Below are 19,975 nucleotides of genomic sequence, written 5' to 3' on the forward strand. Positions count from 1 at the left end.
GTCGGTCAGTTGCTACGGGGGTAGGTGTAGAACCCTTCTCCGGTCGCGACGCCGAGCTTGCCCTGGTCGATGTAGCGCTCCTTGATGAGATCGGCGAAGGCCTGCTGCTTCGCGTCGCCCATCCGGGAGATGTTGTAGGCGGTGGTGAGCCCGACGATGTCGTAGATCTCGAACGGGCCGGCGGGTGCGCCGGTACCGATGCGCCAGGTGGCGTCGATGGCCTCGGGCTCGGCGATGCCGTCGACCAGGAGCTCACCGGCTGCCTGCAGGAAGGGCACCAGCAGCGAGTTGAGCAGGTAGCCCGCCTTCTCCTTCTTGATCTCGATCGGCACCATGCCGATCTGGCGTGCGAACGCGACGACCTGCTCGTAGACAGCGGGATCGGTGGCGGGGGTGCCCATGACCTCGGCGGTGTTGTGCGACCAGATCTCGTTCGCGAAGTGCAGTGCGAGGAAACGGTCAGGGCGGCCGGTCGATTCGGCCAGCGCGCTCGGGAGCAGAGTCGAGGAGTTCGTGGCGAAGACGGTCGTCGAGGGAGCGGCGGCGGCGATCGTGCGATAGATGCCCTGCTTCAGCTCCAGGTTCTCCGGAACGGCCTCGATCACGAGGTCAGCGGCCGAGACGGCGTCGGCGAGGTCGGCGCTCAGACGGATGCGCGCGATCGCGGCTGCCGCGCCTCCATCAGCAGCTCCCGCGATGCCGTCGGTCGCGTACCGCACGGCGAGTCCTTGGAAGCGCTCTGCGGCGCGGTCGAGTGCCGGCTGGTCGATGTCGTACGCGACGACGTCGAATCCGTGGAAGGCGGTCTGGAACGCGATCTGCGATCCGAGGACGCCGGTGCCGAGGACGGTGATGTTCTTCATTTCTCTTCCTTCTGTGGTGACCTTGTGGGTCGGGTTCCGCGCGTGCACCGAGGCGCCCGGTCAGGGCTGTTCGGCACTGTGGTCGAAGCGCTCGAGGTCGTGGGCGAACCGGGCGACCTCGTCGTCGGTCCACGCAGCCAGGTGCGCGTCGATGATCTGCTGCAGCGTGTCGAGCGTGCCGCGGTACGCGGTCGTTCCTGAGGGCGTGAGTTCGAGCGGTCGACCCCGCCCGGAGTCGCTCGGCACCTCGCGGACGATCCCGAGCGCGGTGAGCGTGGCGAGTTGGCGGGACACGGTGGAGCGGTTCAGCCGGAACATGCGCGCGATGTCGATGGAGCGGATGCCGGGCTGTTCCGCGATGGCCATCACGATGGACTGGTCCGTCACCGACAGGGGGGTGTCGTCGAATCGGGCGTCGGCCAGGCCGCGGCGAGTGATCGCGACGAGGGACCGGAGCACCGTTGCGCTGTGCCGATCTCGTTGTTCCGCAGTTCCCATCGCTCCTCCTGTTGTCTTATACAACGTTACGCGCGTATGTTGCATTCCGCAACAGGCGAGAGATCGGGATCGGGTCGCGTCGGATGACAGGATGGATGCATGGACACCGCCAATCTCACCCGCGAGGAGACGGCGGCGCGATCCGCTGCTGTCGTCGTGCACAGCATCCGCGTCGAGCTCGATCTGACGGGCGCCACCGATCCTCGTAACAGCGGCTTCCCGACCGTCACGACGATCGACTTCGACGCGACGGCACCGGAGACCTGGCTCGACTTCATCGGCGAGTCCGTGGATCGCGTCACGCTCAACGGCGTGGAGCAGATGCCTCGCCATGATGGTGCCCGGATCGCTCTGGAAGGACTTGCTGCGCACAACGTCGTCGTGGTCGAGGCGGTCGGCACGTACAGCCGTTCCGGTGAGGGCCTTCACCGCTTCGTCGACCCGGCGGACGGCGAGACGTACCTCTACACGCAGTACGAGCCAGCGGATTCTCGCCGGGTGATGGCCTGCTTCGAGCAGCCGGACATCAAAGCGCCGTACACGTTCGTGGTGCGCGCTCCGGCGGGGTGGGAGGTACTGTCGAACCAGGCCGTTGCGGGCCAGGAGAGCGCGGACGAATGGCAGCGCGTCGAGTTCGCCCCGACGCTGCCGATCTCCAGCTACATCACTGCCGTCGCTGCCGGACCCTATGTGCGCGTCGAGGGCGAGTGGTCGCGTGAGGATCAGCGGATCGCGCTCGGGCTGTTCGCCCGGCGCTCGCTCGCGCCGTACCTGGAGTCCGACGAGATCCTCGAGGTCACCCGCCAGGGGCTCGACTTCTTCACCGAGGCATTCGCGTACCCGTATCCCTGGGGAAAGTACGACCAGATCTTCGTGCCCGAGTACAACCTCGGCGCGATGGAGAACCCGGGCCTGGTGACGTTCACCGAGGCGTATCTGTCCCGGGGAGCGGCGACCGAGGCGCAGCGCGCCGCGCGGGCGAACACGATCCTCCACGAGATGGCGCACATGTGGTTCGGCGACCTCGTCACCATGCGCTGGTGGGACGATCTCTGGCTCAAGGAGTCGTTCGCCGACTATATGGGAGCACACGCCTCCGCCGCGGCCACCCGGTTCACCGATGCCTGGGTGAAGTTCGCCGCCAGCCGCAAGGCGTGGGCGTATCAGCAGGATCAGCTCCCCACCACGCATCCGATCGTCGCCGACATCACCGACCTCGAGGCGGCGAAGCTGAATTTCGACGGCATCACGTACGCCAAGGGCGCGGCGGTGCTCAAGCAGCTCGTCGCATTCGTGGGCGAGGACGCATTCTTCGAGGGCGCACGGCGGTACTTCGCCGCTCATGCCTTCGGCAACACGACGCTCGATGATCTGCTCGCGCAGCTGAGCGCCGTCTCCGGGCGCGACATGAGCGACTGGTCGCGGGCGTGGCTCGAGACCACCGGCATGTCCACGCTCGCGCTCGAGGAGGCTGCAGACGGCACGGTCGAGCTCGTGCAGACGGATCCGCGTCCCCATCGCCTGCGCATCGGGATCTATGTACGTGCGGGTGACCGCATCGTGCGTCAGCAGCAGGTGTCGCTGGACATCGCCGCACCCCGCACGGCCGTCGATCTTCCTCCCGCCGACCTCGTGATCCTGAACGATGACGACCTAACGTATGCGAAGGCGCGGCTCGACGAGCGGTCCCTGCGCACCGTCGAGACATCGCTGTCGGCGGTCGAGGACCCGCTGGCGCGGGCGCTGCTCTGGTCCTCGCTGTGGAACGCGACACGCGACGGCGAACTCGATGCGTCCCGCTATCTCGCTGTCGCCCGCGCGCACGCGCCGTCGGAGTCGAACATCGGCCTGCTCACCGGCGTCATCGCCGACGCCGCATACGCCGTGCGTCACTTCGCCACGGATGAACGGCGTGCCCAGGAGCAGCGGGCGTGGACCGAGACCGCCTGGGCGGCTCTGCAGACGGCGGATGCCGGCAGCGACGCGCAGCTGAGCTGGGCCCGTGCCCTCGCCGGTGCCTCGACCTATGACGATCTCCACAGTGCCGATCTGCGCGAGATCCTCGACGGCGCGGCACCGGACGGACTCACGGTCGACCCCGATCTGCGGTGGCAGCTGCTCACGGCCCTCGTCACCACCGGGCACGCGACGGGAGAGGATATCGAGGCCGAGTCCGCACGCGACGATACGGGCACCGGACGCACCGCGGCGCGCCGAGCGTGGGCGTCGCGACCGGATGCGGACGTACGGCGTGCTGCCTGGGACGCCGCCTGGGACGATCTGACGCTCAGCAACGACCATCTGGACGCGGAGATCGCTGGCTTCCGCGCCGGCGGCCGACGCGATCTGATCTCGGCGTTCGACGCGGCATACTTCGCGCGCATCGGAGCGGTGTGGAGCTCGCGCAGCATCGAGCTCGCCCGTCGACTGGTGATCGGACTGTTCCCCGCGACGGACTCGCTCGCGCTGGTCGACACCTGGCTCGCCGAGAATGAGACGGCGCCGGCGGCGCTTCTTCGCATCGTGATCGAGCAGCGCGATCATCTCGCACGCGAGCTGCGGGTGCGGGCTGCTCAGCGTTAGTCCGCCGCGCGCAGCTCCTCGGCCGTGCTGAGCCCCACCGCGCGATAGTCCGGGCGGTCGTCGCTCTGCGTGAGCAGCATGAGCGAGATGTAGGCCGCCCAGGCGCGCGCGCGAGTCCAGGTCGGCTCGTCGTAGCGGTCCGCTGTCGCGGCCCGGAATGCGGATCGCCCCGGAGCGTCGAACAGCAGCCAACTCGCGGCCAGGTCGTAGGCAGGGTCACCGGCGGTCACATCACCGAAGTCGATCAGCGCCACCAGCCGCGTGCCTTCGACGATGATGTTGCCCGGGTGCAGGTCGCCGTGGATCCATACCCGTTCCGTGCTCGGTGGGGCGAGCACCCCGAGTTCCCATGCGTCGCGAAGCGGAGCCGCCTCGGCAGAGGCGGGCAGGCGTGAACGCATCGCCTCGTCCCGATTCTGCAACGGCACGCCGCGGACCGGGTTGTGCGGCGCATCGGCGGGAGCAGGGGAGTGCAGCGCCGACAGCGCTGCTGCGAGGGCGGGCGCCCACGACGCGTTCTGCCGTCGCGGCGCGGTGAGCGCGCTCCCGCCCTCGATCCAGGGAATCACAGACCACGGCCAGGGGAAGCGATCCGTCGGCACTCCGCAGACGAGGGGCGCGGGGACACGGACGCCGGCGGACGCGAGTCGAGGGGCGATCTCGGGAAGCGCACGCTGCTCGTTCTCGATCAGCGGTGCGGCTGCGGCGCGTCGCGGCACCCGCACGGCGAAGTCCTCGCCGAGGCGCCAGATCGTGTTGTCCCAGCCATCGGCCAGAAGTGTCAGGGGCAGCGCGGCGAGGCGAGGCGCCGCAGCACGGAGCAGATCGCGTAGTTCCCAGTCAGCGAGCGCGTGTTCGGCGGCGGGGGAGTCGGCCATGCTCAGAGGTCGAGCGACTCACCGGGTTCGAGCGCGAAGAACTCGCCGCCACCCTGCTCCGTCGCCCACTGCAGGCGCCCGCGGTGCATCGTCTTGCCGGCGACCGAGAGCGTCATGTCGTGGGTGCCGAATGCGCGCCGGGGCTTCACCGCCAGCACGTAGTCCATCGCGTCGCCGATCTTCAGCCAGGGGGCGCCGAGTGGGGCGGCGAGTGTGTCGACGTCGACGCTCTGGGGGACGGCGTACGAGTCGCCGGGGTAGTAGAGCTTCTCGTTCACGAGCACGCCGACGTTGTCGACTGTGGGGATCGAGGAGTGGATCACCGCGTGAGTACCTCCGAAGAAGCGCAGGGTGAACTCTCCGACCGTCACGGTCTCGCCCGGCGACACGACTGTGATGTCGTAGCCGTCTGCGGCCGCGGCGACGCCGGCGGGCCCGAAGATCGGGGTGCCGGGAGCAGCGCGCAGGAGTCGATCGAGGTTCTCCGGGGTCCAGTGGTCGGGGTGCTCATGCGTGAGCACGATGCCGACCAGGCCGTTGAGGTCGTCGAGCGGGGTGGTGAAGGACCCGGGATCGATCACCAGCGTCTGATCGCCCTGATCGATGCGGAGGGTGGCATGTTCGAACTTGGTCACGCGCATGGGAAGAGTCAACTCCTTCTGGGGTCTCCGGGCAAACCCGATATATGTTCGCCACGCCCGGGAGTTCGGCACTGTCGGCTCGATTTGGCGCAGCAAGAATCGTCGTGGCATACTTGAACGGTTGTCGCGGGACGGAAACGCTCCGCCAGACGGCCCCATCGTATAGCGGCCTAGTACGCCGCCCTCTCACGGCGGTAACGCGGGTTCGAATCCCGCTGGGGTCACACAACAACACGAAAGCCCCCGGTTCTCCCGGGGGCTTTCGTCGTATCCGGCTCAGGTTGCGGAGCGATGCGAGAACTCGCGGGATGCGCCGTCCCACACGGGCATCCGTGTGGAGGCAGACGAGAACGCCGCCCCCGATCGACGATCAAGGGCGGCGTTCGGCACCGTCCTCAGTCCGTCGTCGTCTCCGTGCTGACCGGTTCAGCGCGCCGTGCCCGACGCGCGCGTCGGATGAGCCAGAAGATGAGCGCGATGACGGCCGCGATGCCCAGCCACGGGAGGATGAACCCGACCGCGATGACGAGGGCGTTGAGCGAGACGACCAGTCCGTTCCACCCGGCGAGCACGCCATCGGTGAAGCCTGCGGGATCGGCTGTCGTCGGCGCTGCTGCACGGGTGAGCTCGACCTGCAGCGTCGACATGGCCACCTGGTCCTCGACGGCGGCGAGCTGCTGCTCCCACGATTCGAGTTGAGCCTGGCGATCGGTCAGCGCGACCTCGGCTTCGATGAGTTCGGAGACGCTGCCCGACTGCGCCATGAGCTCGGTGAGGCGCTGCACGGATGCCTTGGTCGCATTGACTCGTGCCCTCAGATCGATCGCGGTCGCGGTCACGTCCTGCTTCGAGATCGACGATGACAGCACGTCGCCGGAATCGCCGAGCTCCCGGATCACATCGGAGAGGTCCGCCGACGGCACCCGCACGCTGATCCAGCCATACCCCTGGTCGGCAGGCGCAGGGGCGGAGGTGTCATCGAGTGCCATGTCCTTTCCGACCTGCGTGCTCTCGACGTAGCCGCCATGCTTCTCAGCGAGTGCGGTCACAGCGTCGGCCGCATCCGGGATGTCCTTCACCTGGAGCGTCACGTTCGCCGTGGTGACGATCTCCCTGTCGGCATCGCCGGACTCGGCCCCCGACAGGCCGGACGTCGCGGGGACGTCGCCGGACGCGTCCTCGGATGCCACGTCCGTGCTCCGGTCGGTGGAGCCCCCACCCGAATCGGCGACGGATCCTCCCGACATGTCCGAGCTCTCCGCGGTGATGGTCATGCTTCCGGAACCTACGGCGCCGAGGATCGGCGGAGTCACGATCACTCCGACGGCGAAGGCCGCGGCGATCCCCGCCCCGGTCAGCCAGCGACGGCGACGCACGTGTGACCGCGTGGCGGCGTGCGCGACGGGGGTGCGTTCCTCGGCGATCTGCGCGAAGACCGAGTTCTCCATGCGTGCGATCGTCTCGTCCGAGAGCTCCGGCAGCTCTTCGAAGGGGGTCTGGTCGTTCATGCGTCTCTCACTTCCTTGACGGCGCTGCGCAGTTGGGTGCGCACTCGCGAGAGACGGTTCCGGACCACCGCATGGCTCACACCCAGCTCATCGGCAGCAGCCTGGTAGGCGTAGCCCTCCGATGCGCACAGGCGGAAGATCTCACGGTCGAGCTCGTTCAGGGTGCCGACCTCCGCCGCGATCCGCGCGGCGAGAGCGGCCGTGATGACCTGCTCTTCCACGCTGACGGTGTCCGGGACGTTCTCGTCCAAGACCTCCGCGGTATGGGCCTGATCCCGTCGCCTCTGGCGCAGCCGATTCGCCGCCTGGAAGCGGCAGATCGTCGCCAGCCACGGCAGGATCGACTCTCCCTGCAGCTCGAGGCCGGGCAGCTTGCGCCAGGCGACCACGAAGGTCTCCTGGGTCACGTCCTCGGCATCGGTGGACGATGCGAGGATGCCGTTCGCGATCCAGTAGACCGGTCGAACGTGGGCCCGGTACAGCTCGCGGAAGGCGCTCTCGTCACCTGCCGCGGCCTGTGCCGCCCACTTCTGATCACTCGTCTGCACGGGCATCCTGATTCCGTTCGGTGTCTCTCACCGGGAAAGTGTCGACAGAAGCGCCATCGTCTCAGAATCGATCGATGAAGTCACGTCGTCGCAAACGGTCCCGCACCCCCGCAGGCTCCGCTAACATGGGCATCGCGAGGGGGAGTATCCCGGATCCGCGCGTAACGTCATCACGAGCACCACTACCGCTGCTCCGGGCGCGCGACGCACTCTGTGCGGGGGAGAGACTCTCGGTGATCAACGACCCCTCTCGAAAGGCGCAGTGCGCGCGTGAACATTCCTGTCTGGTTCGAAGTCGGCTCGCTCGTCGTCCTCGTGCTCATCCTCATCGGCGATCTGATGCTCGTGCGCCTTCGGCCGCACATCCCGTCGACAAAGGAATCCACGCTGTGGGTGGCGTTCTACGTGGGCCTCGCGTTGGTGTTCGCCGGGCTGCTGTACCTGTTCGCCGGCGGCCAGTTCGCCGGGGAGTTCCTCACCGGCTGGGCGCTGGAGTACAGCCTGTCCATCGACAACCTCTTCGTCTTCGTGCTGATCATGGCGCAGTTCGCCGTGCCTCGACGGCTGCAGCAGATGGTGCTCATGGTGGGCATCATCATCGCCCTGGTGCTGCGCGGACTGTTCATCCTGCTCGGGGTCGCGATCATCGAGAACTTCTCGCCGATCTTCTACATCTTCGGCGCTTTCCTGATCTACACCGCGATCCGCCAGGCGATGCCGGACGGCGACCATGACGGCGAGGTGCAGCGCGAGAATTTCATCGTGCGCCTGCTGCGCCGTCGCATCGACATCAGCGAGGAGTACGACGGCAACAAGCTGCGTACGGTCGTCGACGGCAAGCGCATGTGGACGCCGATGATCATCGTGTTCGTCGCGATCGGTGTGACCGACCTGATGTTCGCGATCGACTCGATCCCTGCGATCTTCAGCATCACGCACGACAGCTTCCTGGTCTTCACCGCGAACATCTTCGCGCTGATGGGGCTACGCCAGCTGTACTTCCTGCTGGGTGATCTGCTCGATCGGCTGCGCTACCTGCACTACGGCATCGCGATCATCCTCGGCTTCATCGGCGTCAAGCTCATCCTGCACGCCATGCACGAGAACGAGCTCCCGTTCATCAACGGCGGCGAGCACATCGAGTGGGCACCGGACATCCCCATCTGGATGTCGCTGACGGTCATCCTGGTGGCGATGGTCGGTGCGACCGTCGCCAGCCTGATCGCCTCATCGCGTGAGAAGCGCGCTGCGAAGGACACGGTAACGATCGTCGAGTGAGATCATGGCGCCATGACCCGTCACTGGACGCCCCTGGCCCTCTGCTATCTCGTGCTCGCGCTGGCCGGGCTGGTCGGGACCTGGGTGTTCAACGTCATGGCGATCACCCAGATGACGGACTTCATCGGTGATCTGATCCGCAGCGGCCCGGCGGTGTCGTCGATCACGGTCGATCTGCTGGTCGTGGCGCTCGCGGGGAGCGTGTTCATCATCGTCGAGGCCCGGCGCCTCGGGATGCGGCGGGGATGGCTCTATGTCGCGATCTCGGGTGTGACCGCGTTCGCGTTCGCCCTTCCGCTGTTCCTCGCGATGCGCCAGCGTCACCTCACTCGGCTGACCACAGCCGCTCCGCCTCGAGAGTGAGATCGATCACCTGACCCAGCAGTCCGCCTGTGGTGGTCGCCTGCAGCAGGGAGTACCTGTCGTACTCGCCGAGCGGAGCGATCGCCGCGAGCTGCCAGGCGGCGGCGCCGGGCGAATCGGAGAGCTCGGTCGCGGGATCCCACCGCGCATCGGGCGCGCTGGCGAGGGTTCGCCGCACGATCCGCTCGGCCTCGGCGCGCAGCGGGGTGAGCCCGTCATGCCAGTCGAGTGGGGCGAGCCGGGTGACCTCGGCCCGCGGATACGGGTCGTCGTCGAGCCACGCGTCCACCACGAAGCGTTCCGTGCCGACCGCCACGGTATGCAGCACCTCCGCGCCCGCCGCGACGCTGATCAGCCGAGCCATCGTGCCGATGCTGCTGCGCCGGTCGCCACCGCCCACCTCGTGCCCTCGCTCGATGAGCACCACGCCGAACTGCGCGTCCTCGTCGTCGAGAAGCCGTCCGATCATGGTGAGGTAGCGCGGCTCGAACACACGGAGCGGGAGAGGGGTGTGCGGGAAGAGCACCGACCCCAGCGGGAACATCGGTATCGCGACCATGGCACCAGTCAACACCGAGCGACGTACAGTGAACAGATGCACAGGCCGATTCCCGTTTCTCCCGCTCCCGGTCAGGAATCCGTGTGGGACTACCCGAGGCCGCCGCGGGTCGAGCCGGTGGCTGAGCGCGTGACCATCCGCCTCGGGGGAGAGCTGATCGCCGACACCCGTGACGCCGTGCGCGTGCTGGAGACCAGCCACCCTCCGGTGTACTACCTCCCGCTCGCCGACTTCGTCCGCGGTGCGCTCGTGGATGCCCCGGGCTCCTCGTTCTGCGAGTTCAAGGGTGCTGCGCGCTATTTCGATGTGCGCGGCGGCGAGACCGTGCGCGACGGCGCGGCCTGGAACTATCCGCAGCCGACGGCAGGTTTCGAGTCGCTGAGGGACCGGATCGCCGTGTACGCCGGTCCCATGGATGAGTGCACTGTCGGCGGTGAGGTCGTCGTTCCCCAGCCCGGTGGCTTCTACGGCGGGTGGGTGACGTCGTCCGTCGTCGGGCCCTTCAAGGGCGTGCCCGGCTCCGCGGGGTGGTGACGCGGCGGCGGACCGGCCGATTCAGAACGCGTGCAGGTTCGCCTGCAGGCCGCCGTCGACGTAGTCGCGACGCAGGATGCCGCGTCGGCGGAGGATCGGCACGAGCTCATCGAGCGTGCGGTGCAGCGTCACGGGGTGGAAATCTCCCCAGAGGAGCACCCCGTCATTGCCCCACTCGCCCAGCTCCTCGATGAGGTCGGCGAACTCCTCGGCGGTGCCGACGAAGCCGGAGCGATCGTTGATGCGGCCAGCGCGCACGAGTGCGGTGAGGTGCGCACGCAGCGGCGCACCCTCGCCCCGATCGCCGATCAGGCGTTGGATGCTTCCGCGCGACACGTGTCCGCCGAAGATCGACAGGTCCAGCGGCTTGTCGAGATCCAGAGCGGTCAGATCGGTCTCCAGATCGCTGGATTGCTTACGGGCGATCTGCACGAGGGCGGCATCGTCGGGGTTCGTGGACGCGCCGACGATCCGATCCGCCTCCTCGACCGACGGGGTGATGACGGGCTGGATCGCGAACAGGATCTTGACGTCCTCCGGTCGCCGTCCTCTCGCGATCGCCGCGTCGTGGACCTTGGCCCGGTAGGCACGCACAGAGGCCTCATGCAGGGGCGCGAGAGCGAGCTGGACGTCGGAGTTCGCGCCGGCGAAGCCGAGACCACGCCCTGAGCCGCCGGGGGAGACGATGGCGGGCTCGCCATCGGTGAAGGGGAGCGCGTTGAGGGGACCGTCGAAGGCGAAGTGCTCGCCACGGTGCCGGATCGTGCGGAGCTTCGCGCCGTCCGCGTAGATCTGCGTGCCACGGTCGGCGATCAACGCACCGTCATCCCAGCTGTGCCAGAGCGCGCGGATCCCGTCGAGCCACTCCTCGGCACGGTCGTAGGCCGCGTCGTGGTCCAGCTGCGGTGCATCCGAGAAGTGCCGCGCGCTGCCGGTGTCCGTCACGACGTTCAGTCCGAGCCGGTGCCCGCTCAGGTGCTGCAGCGTGGCGAATTGGCGCGCAGAGGTGTACGGCAGCGAAGCCGCCGGGTTCACGGTCGGGACGACCCCGAGATGCGTCGTCGCCTGGAACAGGTACGGAGCGAGCAGGAGCGGGTCGTGCTTCGGCCCGCCGAATGCGTGGCGCACGCGGATGTCGATCGTCTCGGGCGAACCGAGCGAGGGACTGTCCTCGATGATGACGAGGTCGAAGCCGGCCTGCTCGAGAGTGCGCGCCGCTTCCTGATAGATCTCCGGACGCGTCCAGTCGTAGTCCCAGTCGAGCGAGGGGTAGCCCCAGCCCTGTGGGCCGAAGCCGCGGGCGAGGAACCAGCCGAAATGCTGCGGGCGACTCATGCGATCGCCGCTTCCGTCGCGGCGAGGACCTGTGAGAGGTCGCCGATGAGATCGCTCACGTCCTCGATCCCGATCGAGAGGCGCAGTGTGCCGGGGCGCACCCCGAGGATCTCGCGCTCCTCGGGGCTGCGTGTCGTGTGACTGGTGGTGCCGGGGTGGAGCACGAGGGATCGGACGTCGCCGATGTGGTCATGTGCACGAACACCTCGACGCTCTCGATGAATCGACGCGCGGCAGGCAGTCCTCCGCGCAGCGTGAAGGTGAAGATCGATCCGAACCCCCCGTGGAGGTAGCGCACGGCCTCGGCATGGTCGGGGTGCGAGGGCAGGCCGGCGTAGTCGACGCTCTCGACCGCGTCCTGTGCCTCCAGCCACTGTGCGATCTCGAGAGCGTTGCGCGACTGGCGCTCGACGCGCAGACCGAGCGTCTCGACACCCTGGCCGATCAGGAAGGCGTTGAGGGGAGAAGGGGAGGCGCCGAAGCGAGGCGCGACGGATTCCCGTGCGTACGCGATGCGCGCGTTGCCGCCGTGGCGTGCCGCGACGCTGGCGACGCCACTGCGACCGGGAAGCACGAGGTGGGGCGCATTGTGCCCGTGCCGCGCGGCATCGAAACGCCCGTCGTCGACGATCACGCCCCCCAGCACGGAACCATGACCGGCGAGGAACTTCGAGGCGGAGTGCACGACAATCGCGGCTCCGTGCTCCAGCGGACGCAGCAGATAGGGAGTGGCCAGGGTGTTGTCGACGATCAGAGGGATCGCCGACTCATCGGCCACGGCACTGATCGCTGCGATGTCGAGGATGTCGTTGCGGGCGTTCGCGATCGATTCCCCGAACAGCGCGCGTGTGTTCGGGCGGATCGCGGCTCGCCACGCCGCCGGGTCATCGATGTCGTCGATGAACGTGGTCTCGATCCCGAGGCGTGACAGGTTGTCGAGCAGGAGACCACGGGTCCCCTCGTAGATGTGGGTCGAGCTCACGATGTGGTCGCCCGCGCCTGCGACGGTGAGGAAGGCGGTGACGACCGCCGCCTGACCGCTGGCGACGAGCACGGCATCCGCTCCCGACTCGAGCGCAGCCAGTTGGCGCTCGACCGTGCGCACGGTCGGGTTGCCCGTGCGGGTATAGCCGAAGCCGGCACCCGTGCCGAAATGGTCGGCCGCATGGTCGAAGTCGTCGAACTCGAAGCCCGCCGTCAGGAAGATCGGAGTGGTCCGGGACGTGGCCGCCTCCCTGGCGCGGCCGGCGTGGACCGCACGGGTGACGAAGTGGGCGGAGTCGGCGGTCATGCGGTTACCTCTCGATCGGGCAGGTCTCAGTAGAGTGTCACGGCGGATCACGGCGTGCTGAAGCGGTGGTAATCTGACGTCATGCGGATCGTGCTCCTTCTTAGCGGCCGCGACGAGAACTCGTTCTGAGCCCCTCCTCGTCGCGGAGTCCATCGTGGGCCGAACCGCCAGCTTCAGGAGACACGCAATGAACACCCCCGCATCAGGTGCCGATCACGTTCGCCCTCGCACGCTTGCCGAGAAGGTCTGGGACGACCACCTCGTCGTCAAGGGCGAGAACGGCGAGCCGGACCTCATCTATATCGACCTCCACCTGGTTCATGAGGTCACCAGCCCGCAGGCGTTCGACGGCCTGCGCAGCGAAGGGCGTCCGCTGCGTCGCCTGGACCTGACGATCGCCACGGAGGACCACAACACCCCGACGTGGGAGATCGACAAGCCGATCGCCGATCTGACCAGCCGCACGCAGATCGAGACGCTGCGGCGCAACGCCGCCGAGTTCGGCGTGCGTCTGCACTCGCTGGGCGACGCCGAGCAGGGCATCGTGCACGTTGTGGGTCCGCAGCTCGGCCTCACGATGCCGGGCATCACGGTCGTCTGTGGTGACTCGCACACTTCCACGCACGGCGCTTTCGGGGCCATGGCCTTCGGCATCGGCACGAGCGAGGTCGAGCACGTGATGGCCACCCAGACGCTTCCCCTGAAGCCGTTCAAGACCATGGCGATCACGGTCGACGGCACGCTGCGCCCTGGAGTGACGGCGAAAGACATCATCCTCGCGGTGATCGCGAAGATCGGCACCGGTGGAGGACAGGGCTACGTGCTCGAGTTCCGCGGCAGTGCCATCCGTGCCCTCTCGATGGAGGGACGGATGACGATCTGCAACATGTCGATCGAGGCCGGCGCCCGTGCCGGCATGGTCGCCCCGGACGAGACGACGTTCGCGTATCTCGAGGGTCGTCAGCACGCGCCCAAGGGGCAGGACTGGGATGACGCGGTCGCCTACTGGCGCACCCTTCCCACCGACGACGGCGCCACCTTCGACGCCGAGGTCTTCATCGACGCCGACGAGCTGGAGCCGTTCGTGACCTGGGGCACGAACCCCGGTCAGGGCAGCTCGTTGTCGGCGTCGGTCCCGAACCCTGCCGACATCAGCGACCCCAATGAGCGTGCAGCGGCCGAGCGGGCGCTGGAGTACATGGACCTCGTTCCGGGGACCCCACTCAAGGAGGTTCCCGTCGACGCCGTGTTCATGGGGTCCTGCACGAACAGTCGGATCGAGGACCTGCGCGCATTCGCGTCGATCATCGAGGGCAAGAAGAAGGCGGACGGCGTGCGCGTCATGGTCGTCCCCGGCTCTGCCCGCGTGCGCTTGGAGGCCGAGGCTGAGGGACTCGACAAGATCATCACGGACTTCGGGGCGGAGTGGCGGTTCGCCGGCTGCTCGATGTGCCTGGGGATGAACCCCGACCAGCTCGCTCCGGGCGAGCGCTGCGCCTCCACCTCCAACCGCAACTTCGAGGGACGCCAGGGCAAGGGTGGGCGGACGCACCTCGTCTCCCCGTTGGTCGCTGCGGCGACCGCCATCCGCGGCACGCTGTCCAGCCCCGGCGATCTGCTCGTCACCATCGGAGAAGAGGCCTGATCATGGAGAAGTTCACGACCCACACCGGGATCGCGGCGCCGCTGAAGCGCTCCAACGTCGACACGGACCAGATCATCCCCGCGGTGTTCCTCAAGCGCGTGACGAAGACAGGGTTCGAGGATGCGCTGTTCTACGCCTGGCGTCAGGATGAGGATTTCGTGCTGAACCAGCCCGTCTTCCAGGGCGCATCCGTGCTCGTCGCCGGACCTGATTTCGGCACCGGCTCGAGCCGCGAGCACGCGGTGTGGGCGCTGCGCGACTTCGGGTTCAAGGTGGTGCTCAGCCCGCGCTTCGCCGACATCTTCCGCGGGAACTCGGGCAAGCAGGGCCTGCTCGCCGCAACGATCTCGGAAGAGGATCTCGAGCGGATCTGGGCCGAGATCGACCGTGTTCCCGGGGCGAACATCACCGTGGACCTCGAGGCGCGCACCGCGTCGATCGGCGACATCCAGGCTGACATCGGGATCGACGATTACACTAGATGGCGGCTCCTCGAAGGGCTCGATGACATCGGGCTCACGCTGCGCAACGAAGACAAGATCGCGCAGTTCGAGGCCCGTCGCGAGTCGTGGCGGCCCCGGACCCTCCCCGTGCAGTGATACGGAAGGGGCGGGTGGCCTGGGGGCGACCCGCCCCTGATTTTCCGCGAATGAAGTGAGGCTCCGAATGACGACACCCGTGCGCGATGCTCTTCCGGACGGAGTCCCCGCTCTCACCGGAGACGTCCTCGCAATTCGAGGAGGACGACCGCTGCGCGGCCGCGTCGACGTCAAGGGGGCGAAGAACCTCGCCACCAAGGCGATGGTGGCCTCCCTCCTGGGCGATTCGATCAGCGTGCTGCGCGACGTTCCTGCGATCAGCGACGTCGCGGTGGTGCGATCGCTGCTCGAGGTGCATGGCGTCCGCGTCTCCGACGGTGACGAGCCCGGCGCGCTGGTGTTCGACCCCAGCGACGTCGAGTCGGCGCACTTCGAGGAGATCGACGCGCACGCGGGAGCATCCCGCATCCCGATCCTCTTCTGCGGTCCGCTGCTGCACCGCCTCGGCCAGGCATTCATCCCCGACCTCGGCGGATGCCGTATCGGCGACCGCCCGATCGACTTCCACCTGGACGCGCTGCGCAAGTTCGGTGCGATCGTCGAGAAGCTCCCCAGCGGTATCCGTCTCTCCACCGGCGGCACCCGTCTGCATGGCGCGAACATCCACCTTCCGTACCCGAGCGTCGGCGCGACCGAGCAGGTGCTGCTGACCGCGGTGCGTGCCGAGGGTGTCACCGAGCTGCGCAACGCAGCGATCGAGCCGGAGATCATGGATCTCATCGCGGTGCTGCAGAAGATGGGCGCCATCATCTCGTACGAGCCCAACCGGGTCATCGTCATCGAGGGCGTCGAGAAGCTCCGTGGCTACGACCACCGTTCGATCTTCGACCGCAACGAGGCCGCATCGTGGGCCTCTGCCGCGCTCGCGACCGATGGTGAGATCTTCGTCGGTGGCGCCAAGCAGCAGGAGATGCTCACGTTCCTCAACGTCTTCCGCAAGGCGGGCGGCTGGTTCGACATCCGTGAGGACGGCATCCTCTTCCGTCGTGGCGATGAGCTCAAGCCGGTCGTCGTGGAGACCGACGTGCACCCCGGCTTCATGACCGACTGGCAGCAGCCTCTCGTCGTCGCGCTCACGCAGGCGAACGGGCGCTCGGTCGTGCACGAGACCGTGTACGAGAACCGGATGGGATTCACCGAAGCACTCGTCAAGATGGGCGCCGACATCGTCGTGCACCCGCGTGGCCTGCAGGCCGGTCCGCGGCGTGTTCCGCGTCGTGACCTCGAGCAGGCGGCCGTGATCACCGGTCCGACGCCGCTGCACGGCGCCGACATCGTGGTGCCCGACCTCCGTGGGGGGTACAGCCACGTGATCGCCGCTCTCACCGCATCCGGCGAGTCGCAGGTGTCGGGCGTCGACATCCTCAGCCGCGGCTACGAGAAGTTCCTCGCCAAGCTCGACGCCGTCGGCGCTGACTTCGACGTCATCCGGTGACGTCGGTGTCTTCCGGTTCGGGGGAGAAGTCGCGGCCGAGCCTGTTCTGGCCGGTCGCGGCGATCGTCGTGCCGTTGGTCTCCTTGATCGCGAAGGTGCGCATCACCGGTGCGGAGAAGCTCCCGCGCACCGGCGCGTTCGTGCTGGCGCCGAATCACTACTCCGAGTTCGATCCGCTGATCGTCGCCCTGGCCGTGTGGCGGATCGGGCGCGCGCCACGCTTCATGGCCAAGGAGAGCCTGTTCAAAGTTCCCGTCCTGGGCTGGGTGCTGCGGCGCACGGGAATGATCCCGGTCGCGCGCACCTCATCAGCATCGTCTGCGAAGCAGACCATGAAGCAGTCCGCCGAGCTGGTCGAGCACGGCCGCGGGGTGATCGTGTACCCCGAGGGCACGCTCACGCGCGACCCTGAGCTGTGGCCGATGCGGGGCAAGTCCGGTGCGGTGCGGCTCGCTCTCGCCGACGGCATCCCGCTGATCCCGATGGCCCAGTGGGGCACGCAGGAGATCATGGGTCGGTACCAGAAGGGTTTCAGCCTCTGGCCACTGCGCAAGCCGGTGCAGGTCATCATCGGGGATCCTGTCGATGTGTCCGATCTACGCGGACGGGCCGGCGAGCAGACTGCGCTCAACGAGGCGACGAACCGGCTCATGAACGCGATCACCGCACTGCTCGAAGAGCTGCGCGACGAGAAGGCGCCCGCTGAGCGCTGGAACCCTGCGACCCACGGTCAGAAGGAGACGGGCCGCCTTGACTCCTAAGAGAAACGTGCTCACAGGTCCCCGCGCGACCGTGATCGGTGCGGGCAGCTGGGGGACCACATTCGGCAAGATCCTCGCCGATGGCGGCGCCCAGGTGACCATGTGGGCGCGCCGTGCCGAGCTCGCGCAGGAGATCAACGAGGCCAAGCGCAACTCGCGCTACCTTCCGGGCATCAACCTTCCTCGCACGATGACGGCGACTCATGAGCTGGCCACGGCGATGCAGGGCGCCGAACAGGTGTACCTGTCGGTGCCGAGCCAGTCGCTGCGCGAGAATCTCAAGGCGCTGCGGCCGTTGCTCTCCGAGAGCGATGCGAAGATCGTCAGCCTGATGAAGGGTGTCGAGCGCGGCACCGGGCTGCGCATGAGCCAGGTCATCCAACAGGAGCTGCGCTGCGACCCCGACCGGATCGCGGTGGCCTCCGGGCCCAACCTCGCGCTGGAGATCGCCCGCGAACAACCCACGGCCGCCGTCATCTCCTCGCGAAGCCAGGAGACGGCGGAGATCGTCGCACGCGCGGCACGGAACAGCTACTTCCGCACCTTCGTGAACACCGATGTGATCGGCACCGAGTTCGGTGGGGTGTTGAAGAACCTGATCGCGGTGGCGATCGGCATCGTCGACGGCGTCGGGTACGGCGAGAACACCAAGGCGTCCATCATCACGCGCGGACTCGTGGAGATGACCGACTTCGCGGTCGCGAACGGTGCGCACCCCGAGACCCTTCAGGGTCTCGCGGGACTGGGCGACCTCATCGCGACATGCCAGTCGCCGCTCAGCCGCAACAACACGGCCGGGCGACTGCTCGGCCAGGGATACAGCTTCCAGGATGTCGTGAAGCAGATGCAGCAGACCGCCGAGGGACTCGCGTCCGTGGCGCCGATCCTGCAACTCGCGCGCGAGTCCGAGGTGGACATGCCCATCGTCGAGCAGGTGAAGATGGTGCTGGACGGGAAGATGGATCCCCGGGACATCGCGCCCCACCTGACGACAGACGACGACACCCCCCAGGGTGAGAGGACCAACCATGGACAAGCAGACGGTGGTGGTGCTCTTCGGAGGACGCTCCAGCGAGCATTCGATCAGTTCCGCCACGGCGGGAGGCGTGCTGGGCGCGATTGATCGCGATCGCTACGACGTGATCCCCGTCGGGATCACCAGGGAAGGAGCCTTCGTCCTCGAAGACGACGACCCCGCCAAGTTCCCACTGGACGCCGAGCACCTGCCGGAGGTGGTCGACAACGGCAGCCGTATGCGTTGGCCCGAACCCGGAGGCGACCGCACGCTGCGCGTGGTGCACGCCGATGGCACCGTCGAAGGACTCGGCGAGATCGACATCGTGCTGCCGATCCTGCATGGCACACACGGTGAGGACGGCACGATCCAGGGCTACTTCGACACACTCGAGGTTCCCTACGCCGGCGGTGGCGTTCTCGATTCGGCGCTGTGCATGGACAAGCACTTCATGAAGATCGCGCTCCAGGCGGCGGGTATCGCGGTCGCTCCGTGGGTGACCGTGCGTCGCAGGGACTGGGCAGCGGACGCCGCCTCGATCCGTGAGGATGCCGCCGCGCTGGGCCTTCCGCTCTTCGTCAAGCCGGCGCGCGCAGGATCCAGCGTCGGCGTGTCGAAGGTCACCGTTCCGGAAGAGCTCGACGCCGCACTCACCCTGGCTTTCGCTGAGGATGACAAGGTGCTCATCGAGACCGGTGTCACCGGCCGTGAGATCGAGGTCGCCGTCCTGGAAGGTGCTGAGGGCGTTCGTGCCTCGCTTCCGGGCGAGATCGTGCTGACCTCGCGCGGCTTCTACGACTTCGAGGGCAAGTACCTCGGTGGCGACGGCGTCGATGTCGTGTGCCCTGCAGAACTCGCCGACACCGAGGTGGCGGCGATCCAGGCCGCCGGTATCCGCGCGTTCGAAGCCGTCGACGGGCGGGGACTCGCCCGTGTCGACATGTTCCTCACCACGGCGGGCGAGCTGGTCGTCAACGAGCTCAACACCATGCCGGGCTTCACGCCGATCTCGATGTTCCCCAAATGCTGGGTCGCATCGGGGTTGAGCTACGGCGATCTGATCTCGGAACTGATCGAGGCCGGCCTGCGTCGCTGACGCAGGGCGCGCGGCCAAGGCTTCGACTCACCGGCTCGCGGGTCAGCTGGCGGGCGTCTCGACTCGCTCGGTGCAGTGGGCCGTGGCAGGTGCGAGCCCCGACTGGATATACGAGGAGAGTTTGTCGACGACGGTCGCGAAGTCGATCTCCTGACCCCGGCGGATGGTGACCTCGATAGCCGGATCGCGCCCGTAGGTGACAAGTCGCTGGCGGTTCTCCTCCTGATCGAGCACCAGCCAGTCCACACCACCCAGTGTCGTGCAGTTGAGAGTCGAGGGAGCGGGCGGTTCGACGCCGCACCGCAGCACGATCGTGGGGTCTCCCCAGGCTCCGGTGGCCTGGGCATCGGTCCAGACCCGGTCGAGACCGGCGAGGCTGTCCGGGAGCAGAACGGACACGGCGGCGCATGCCGGGTTGTTCGCATCGTCGGCGGGTTCGAGGTGCACGGTGGTCGAGCATCCTGCGAGGAAGGCTGCCACGATCACCGCACTCCCGGCGGCAACGAGGCGTCGGATACGGGGCATGCTTCCAGGCTACCTTTGAC

19 protein-coding genes, 1 tRNA gene and 1 pseudogene are annotated in these 19,975 nt (G+C 67.6%); 11 read left to right on the forward strand and 10 right to left on the reverse strand.

Annotation, left to right across the window (positions count from 1 at the left end; translation table 11 throughout):
• Positions 1 to 5: 5 nt before the first annotated feature.
• Together KZC51_RS10675 and KZC51_RS10680 are read right to left on the reverse strand one after the other, a co-directional pair.
• Positions 6 to 863, reverse strand: coding sequence for a 3-hydroxyacyl-CoA dehydrogenase (locus tag KZC51_RS10675; RefSeq protein ID WP_247629958.1), 858 nt, complete (start codon positions 861 to 863; stop codon positions 6 to 8).
• A 60-nt stretch (positions 864 to 923) separates the two neighbouring features.
• Complete coding sequence (locus KZC51_RS10680; RefSeq protein WP_247629959.1) at positions 924 to 1,361, reverse strand: MarR family winged helix-turn-helix transcriptional regulator; 438 nt, start codon at positions 1,359 to 1,361, stop codon at positions 924 to 926.
• A 99-nt stretch (positions 1,362 to 1,460) separates the two neighbouring features.
• Here KZC51_RS10680 and pepN point away from each other — a divergent pair, with 99 nt between their 5' ends.
• On the forward strand, positions 1,461 to 3,944 hold the full coding sequence (gene pepN, locus KZC51_RS10685) for an aminopeptidase N (protein WP_247629960.1): 2,484 nt from the start codon (positions 1,461 to 1,463) through the stop codon (positions 3,942 to 3,944).
• Here the strand turns inward: pepN and KZC51_RS10690 are convergent.
• On the reverse strand, positions 3,941 to 4,822 hold the full coding sequence (locus KZC51_RS10690; protein ID WP_247629961.1) for an aminoglycoside phosphotransferase family protein: 882 nt from the start codon (positions 4,820 to 4,822) through the stop codon (positions 3,941 to 3,943). The two genes, pepN and KZC51_RS10690, sit on opposite strands and share 4 nt — an antisense overlap.
• A 2-nt stretch (positions 4,823 to 4,824) precedes the next feature.
• Positions 4,825 to 5,463 (reverse strand): MBL fold metallo-hydrolase, encoded by a 639-nt coding sequence (locus tag KZC51_RS10695; RefSeq protein WP_247629962.1) that lies wholly within the window; start codon positions 5,461 to 5,463, stop codon positions 4,825 to 4,827.
• Positions 5,464 to 5,614: 151 nt separating this feature from the next.
• Between KZC51_RS10695 and KZC51_RS10700 the strand changes: the two genes are divergently transcribed.
• Positions 5,615 to 5,687 (forward strand) — tRNA-Glu (locus KZC51_RS10700).
• 171 nt (positions 5,688 to 5,858) lie between these two features.
• Here KZC51_RS10700 and KZC51_RS10705 read toward each other — a convergent pair.
• Both KZC51_RS10705 and KZC51_RS10710 read right to left on the reverse strand, forming a co-directional pair.
• Positions 5,859 to 6,971 (reverse strand): DUF4349 domain-containing protein, encoded by a 1,113-nt coding sequence (locus tag KZC51_RS10705; RefSeq protein ID WP_247629963.1) that lies wholly within the window; start codon positions 6,969 to 6,971, stop codon positions 5,859 to 5,861.
• Positions 6,968 to 7,525 carry an RNA polymerase sigma factor gene (locus KZC51_RS10710; RefSeq protein WP_247629964.1) on the reverse strand — a complete coding sequence of 186 codons (558 nt, stop codon included), beginning with the start codon at positions 7,523 to 7,525 and terminating at the stop codon, positions 6,968 to 6,970. Before KZC51_RS10710 ends, KZC51_RS10705 begins: the two co-directional genes overlap by 4 nt.
• Before the next feature lie 264 nt (positions 7,526 to 7,789).
• Between KZC51_RS10710 and KZC51_RS10715 the strand changes: the two genes are divergently transcribed.
• Positions 7,790 to 8,797 carry a TerC family protein gene (locus tag KZC51_RS10715; protein WP_247629965.1) on the forward strand — a complete coding sequence of 336 codons (1,008 nt, stop codon included), beginning with the start codon at positions 7,790 to 7,792 and terminating at the stop codon, positions 8,795 to 8,797.
• Between the two features lie 12 nt (positions 8,798 to 8,809).
• Positions 8,810 to 9,160, forward strand: coding sequence for a DUF2834 domain-containing protein (locus tag KZC51_RS10720; RefSeq protein ID WP_247629966.1), 351 nt, complete (start codon positions 8,810 to 8,812; stop codon positions 9,158 to 9,160).
• Here KZC51_RS10720 and KZC51_RS10725 read toward each other — a convergent pair.
• Positions 9,123 to 9,719, reverse strand: a complete 597-nt coding sequence (locus KZC51_RS10725; RefSeq protein ID WP_247629967.1) for an LON peptidase substrate-binding domain-containing protein — start codon at positions 9,717 to 9,719, stop codon at positions 9,123 to 9,125. The genes KZC51_RS10720 and KZC51_RS10725 overlap by 38 nt on opposite strands.
• A 36-nt stretch (positions 9,720 to 9,755) precedes the next feature.
• On the opposite strand from KZC51_RS10725, the gene KZC51_RS10730 reads away from it, so the two are divergent.
• Positions 9,756 to 10,253 (forward strand): DUF427 domain-containing protein, encoded by a 498-nt coding sequence (locus tag KZC51_RS10730; RefSeq protein WP_247629968.1) that lies wholly within the window; start codon positions 9,756 to 9,758, stop codon positions 10,251 to 10,253.
• A 21-nt stretch (positions 10,254 to 10,274) separates the two neighbouring features.
• Here the strand turns inward: KZC51_RS10730 and KZC51_RS10735 are convergent, their stop codons facing one another.
• Both KZC51_RS10735 and KZC51_RS10740 read right to left on the reverse strand, forming a co-directional pair.
• Positions 10,275 to 11,588 carry an LLM class flavin-dependent oxidoreductase gene (locus KZC51_RS10735; protein WP_247629969.1) on the reverse strand — a complete coding sequence of 438 codons (1,314 nt, stop codon included), beginning with the start codon at positions 11,586 to 11,588 and terminating at the stop codon, positions 10,275 to 10,277.
• A pseudogene (locus tag KZC51_RS10740) lies at positions 11,585 to 13,032 on the reverse strand (O-acetylhomoserine aminocarboxypropyltransferase/cysteine synthase family protein). The gene KZC51_RS10735 and the pseudogene KZC51_RS10740 overlap by 4 nt, the downstream one beginning before the upstream one ends.
• Positions 13,033 to 13,066: 34 nt before the next feature.
• On the opposite strand from KZC51_RS10740, the gene leuC reads away from it, so the two are divergent.
• From leuC to KZC51_RS10770, 6 genes are all read left to right on the forward strand, one after another.
• A complete protein-coding gene (leuC, locus tag KZC51_RS10745; protein ID WP_247629970.1) occupies positions 13,067 to 14,524 on the forward strand; it encodes a 3-isopropylmalate dehydratase large subunit in 1,458 nt (485 codons plus the stop codon).
• Between the two features lie 2 nt (positions 14,525 to 14,526).
• Complete coding sequence (leuD, locus tag KZC51_RS10750; protein ID WP_247629971.1) at positions 14,527 to 15,123, forward strand: 3-isopropylmalate dehydratase small subunit; 597 nt, start codon at positions 14,527 to 14,529, stop codon at positions 15,121 to 15,123.
• Between the two features lie 67 nt (positions 15,124 to 15,190).
• The gene (murA, locus tag KZC51_RS10755) at positions 15,191 to 16,558 is read left to right on the forward strand and encodes a UDP-N-acetylglucosamine 1-carboxyvinyltransferase (RefSeq protein ID WP_247629972.1); all 1,368 of its coding nucleotides are present in this window, start codon (positions 15,191 to 15,193) and stop codon (positions 16,556 to 16,558) included.
• Positions 16,555 to 17,319, forward strand: a complete 765-nt coding sequence (locus KZC51_RS10760) for a lysophospholipid acyltransferase family protein (protein WP_247629973.1) — start codon at positions 16,555 to 16,557, stop codon at positions 17,317 to 17,319. Before murA ends, KZC51_RS10760 begins: the two co-directional genes overlap by 4 nt.
• Positions 17,309 to 18,442 carry an NAD(P)H-dependent glycerol-3-phosphate dehydrogenase gene (locus tag KZC51_RS10765; protein ID WP_247629974.1) on the forward strand — a complete coding sequence of 378 codons (1,134 nt, stop codon included), beginning with the start codon at positions 17,309 to 17,311 and terminating at the stop codon, positions 18,440 to 18,442. The genes KZC51_RS10760 and KZC51_RS10765 overlap by 11 nt, the downstream gene beginning before the upstream one ends.
• The gene (locus KZC51_RS10770; protein ID WP_247629975.1) at positions 18,348 to 19,430 is read left to right on the forward strand and encodes a D-alanine--D-alanine ligase family protein; all 1,083 of its coding nucleotides are present in this window, start codon (positions 18,348 to 18,350) and stop codon (positions 19,428 to 19,430) included. The genes KZC51_RS10765 and KZC51_RS10770 overlap by 95 nt, the downstream gene beginning before the upstream one ends.
• Before the next feature lie 42 nt (positions 19,431 to 19,472).
• On the opposite strand, the gene KZC51_RS10775 is transcribed toward KZC51_RS10770, so the two are convergent.
• Complete coding sequence (locus KZC51_RS10775) at positions 19,473 to 19,955, reverse strand: DUF3515 domain-containing protein (protein ID WP_247629976.1); 483 nt, start codon at positions 19,953 to 19,955, stop codon at positions 19,473 to 19,475.
• Between the last annotated feature and the right edge of the window lie 20 nt (positions 19,956 to 19,975).

Origin of the sequence: Microbacterium croceum (genome assembly GCF_023091245.1) — a bacterium.
GTDB classification, from domain to species: Bacteria; Actinomycetota; Actinomycetes; order Actinomycetales; family Microbacteriaceae; genus Microbacterium; species Microbacterium croceum.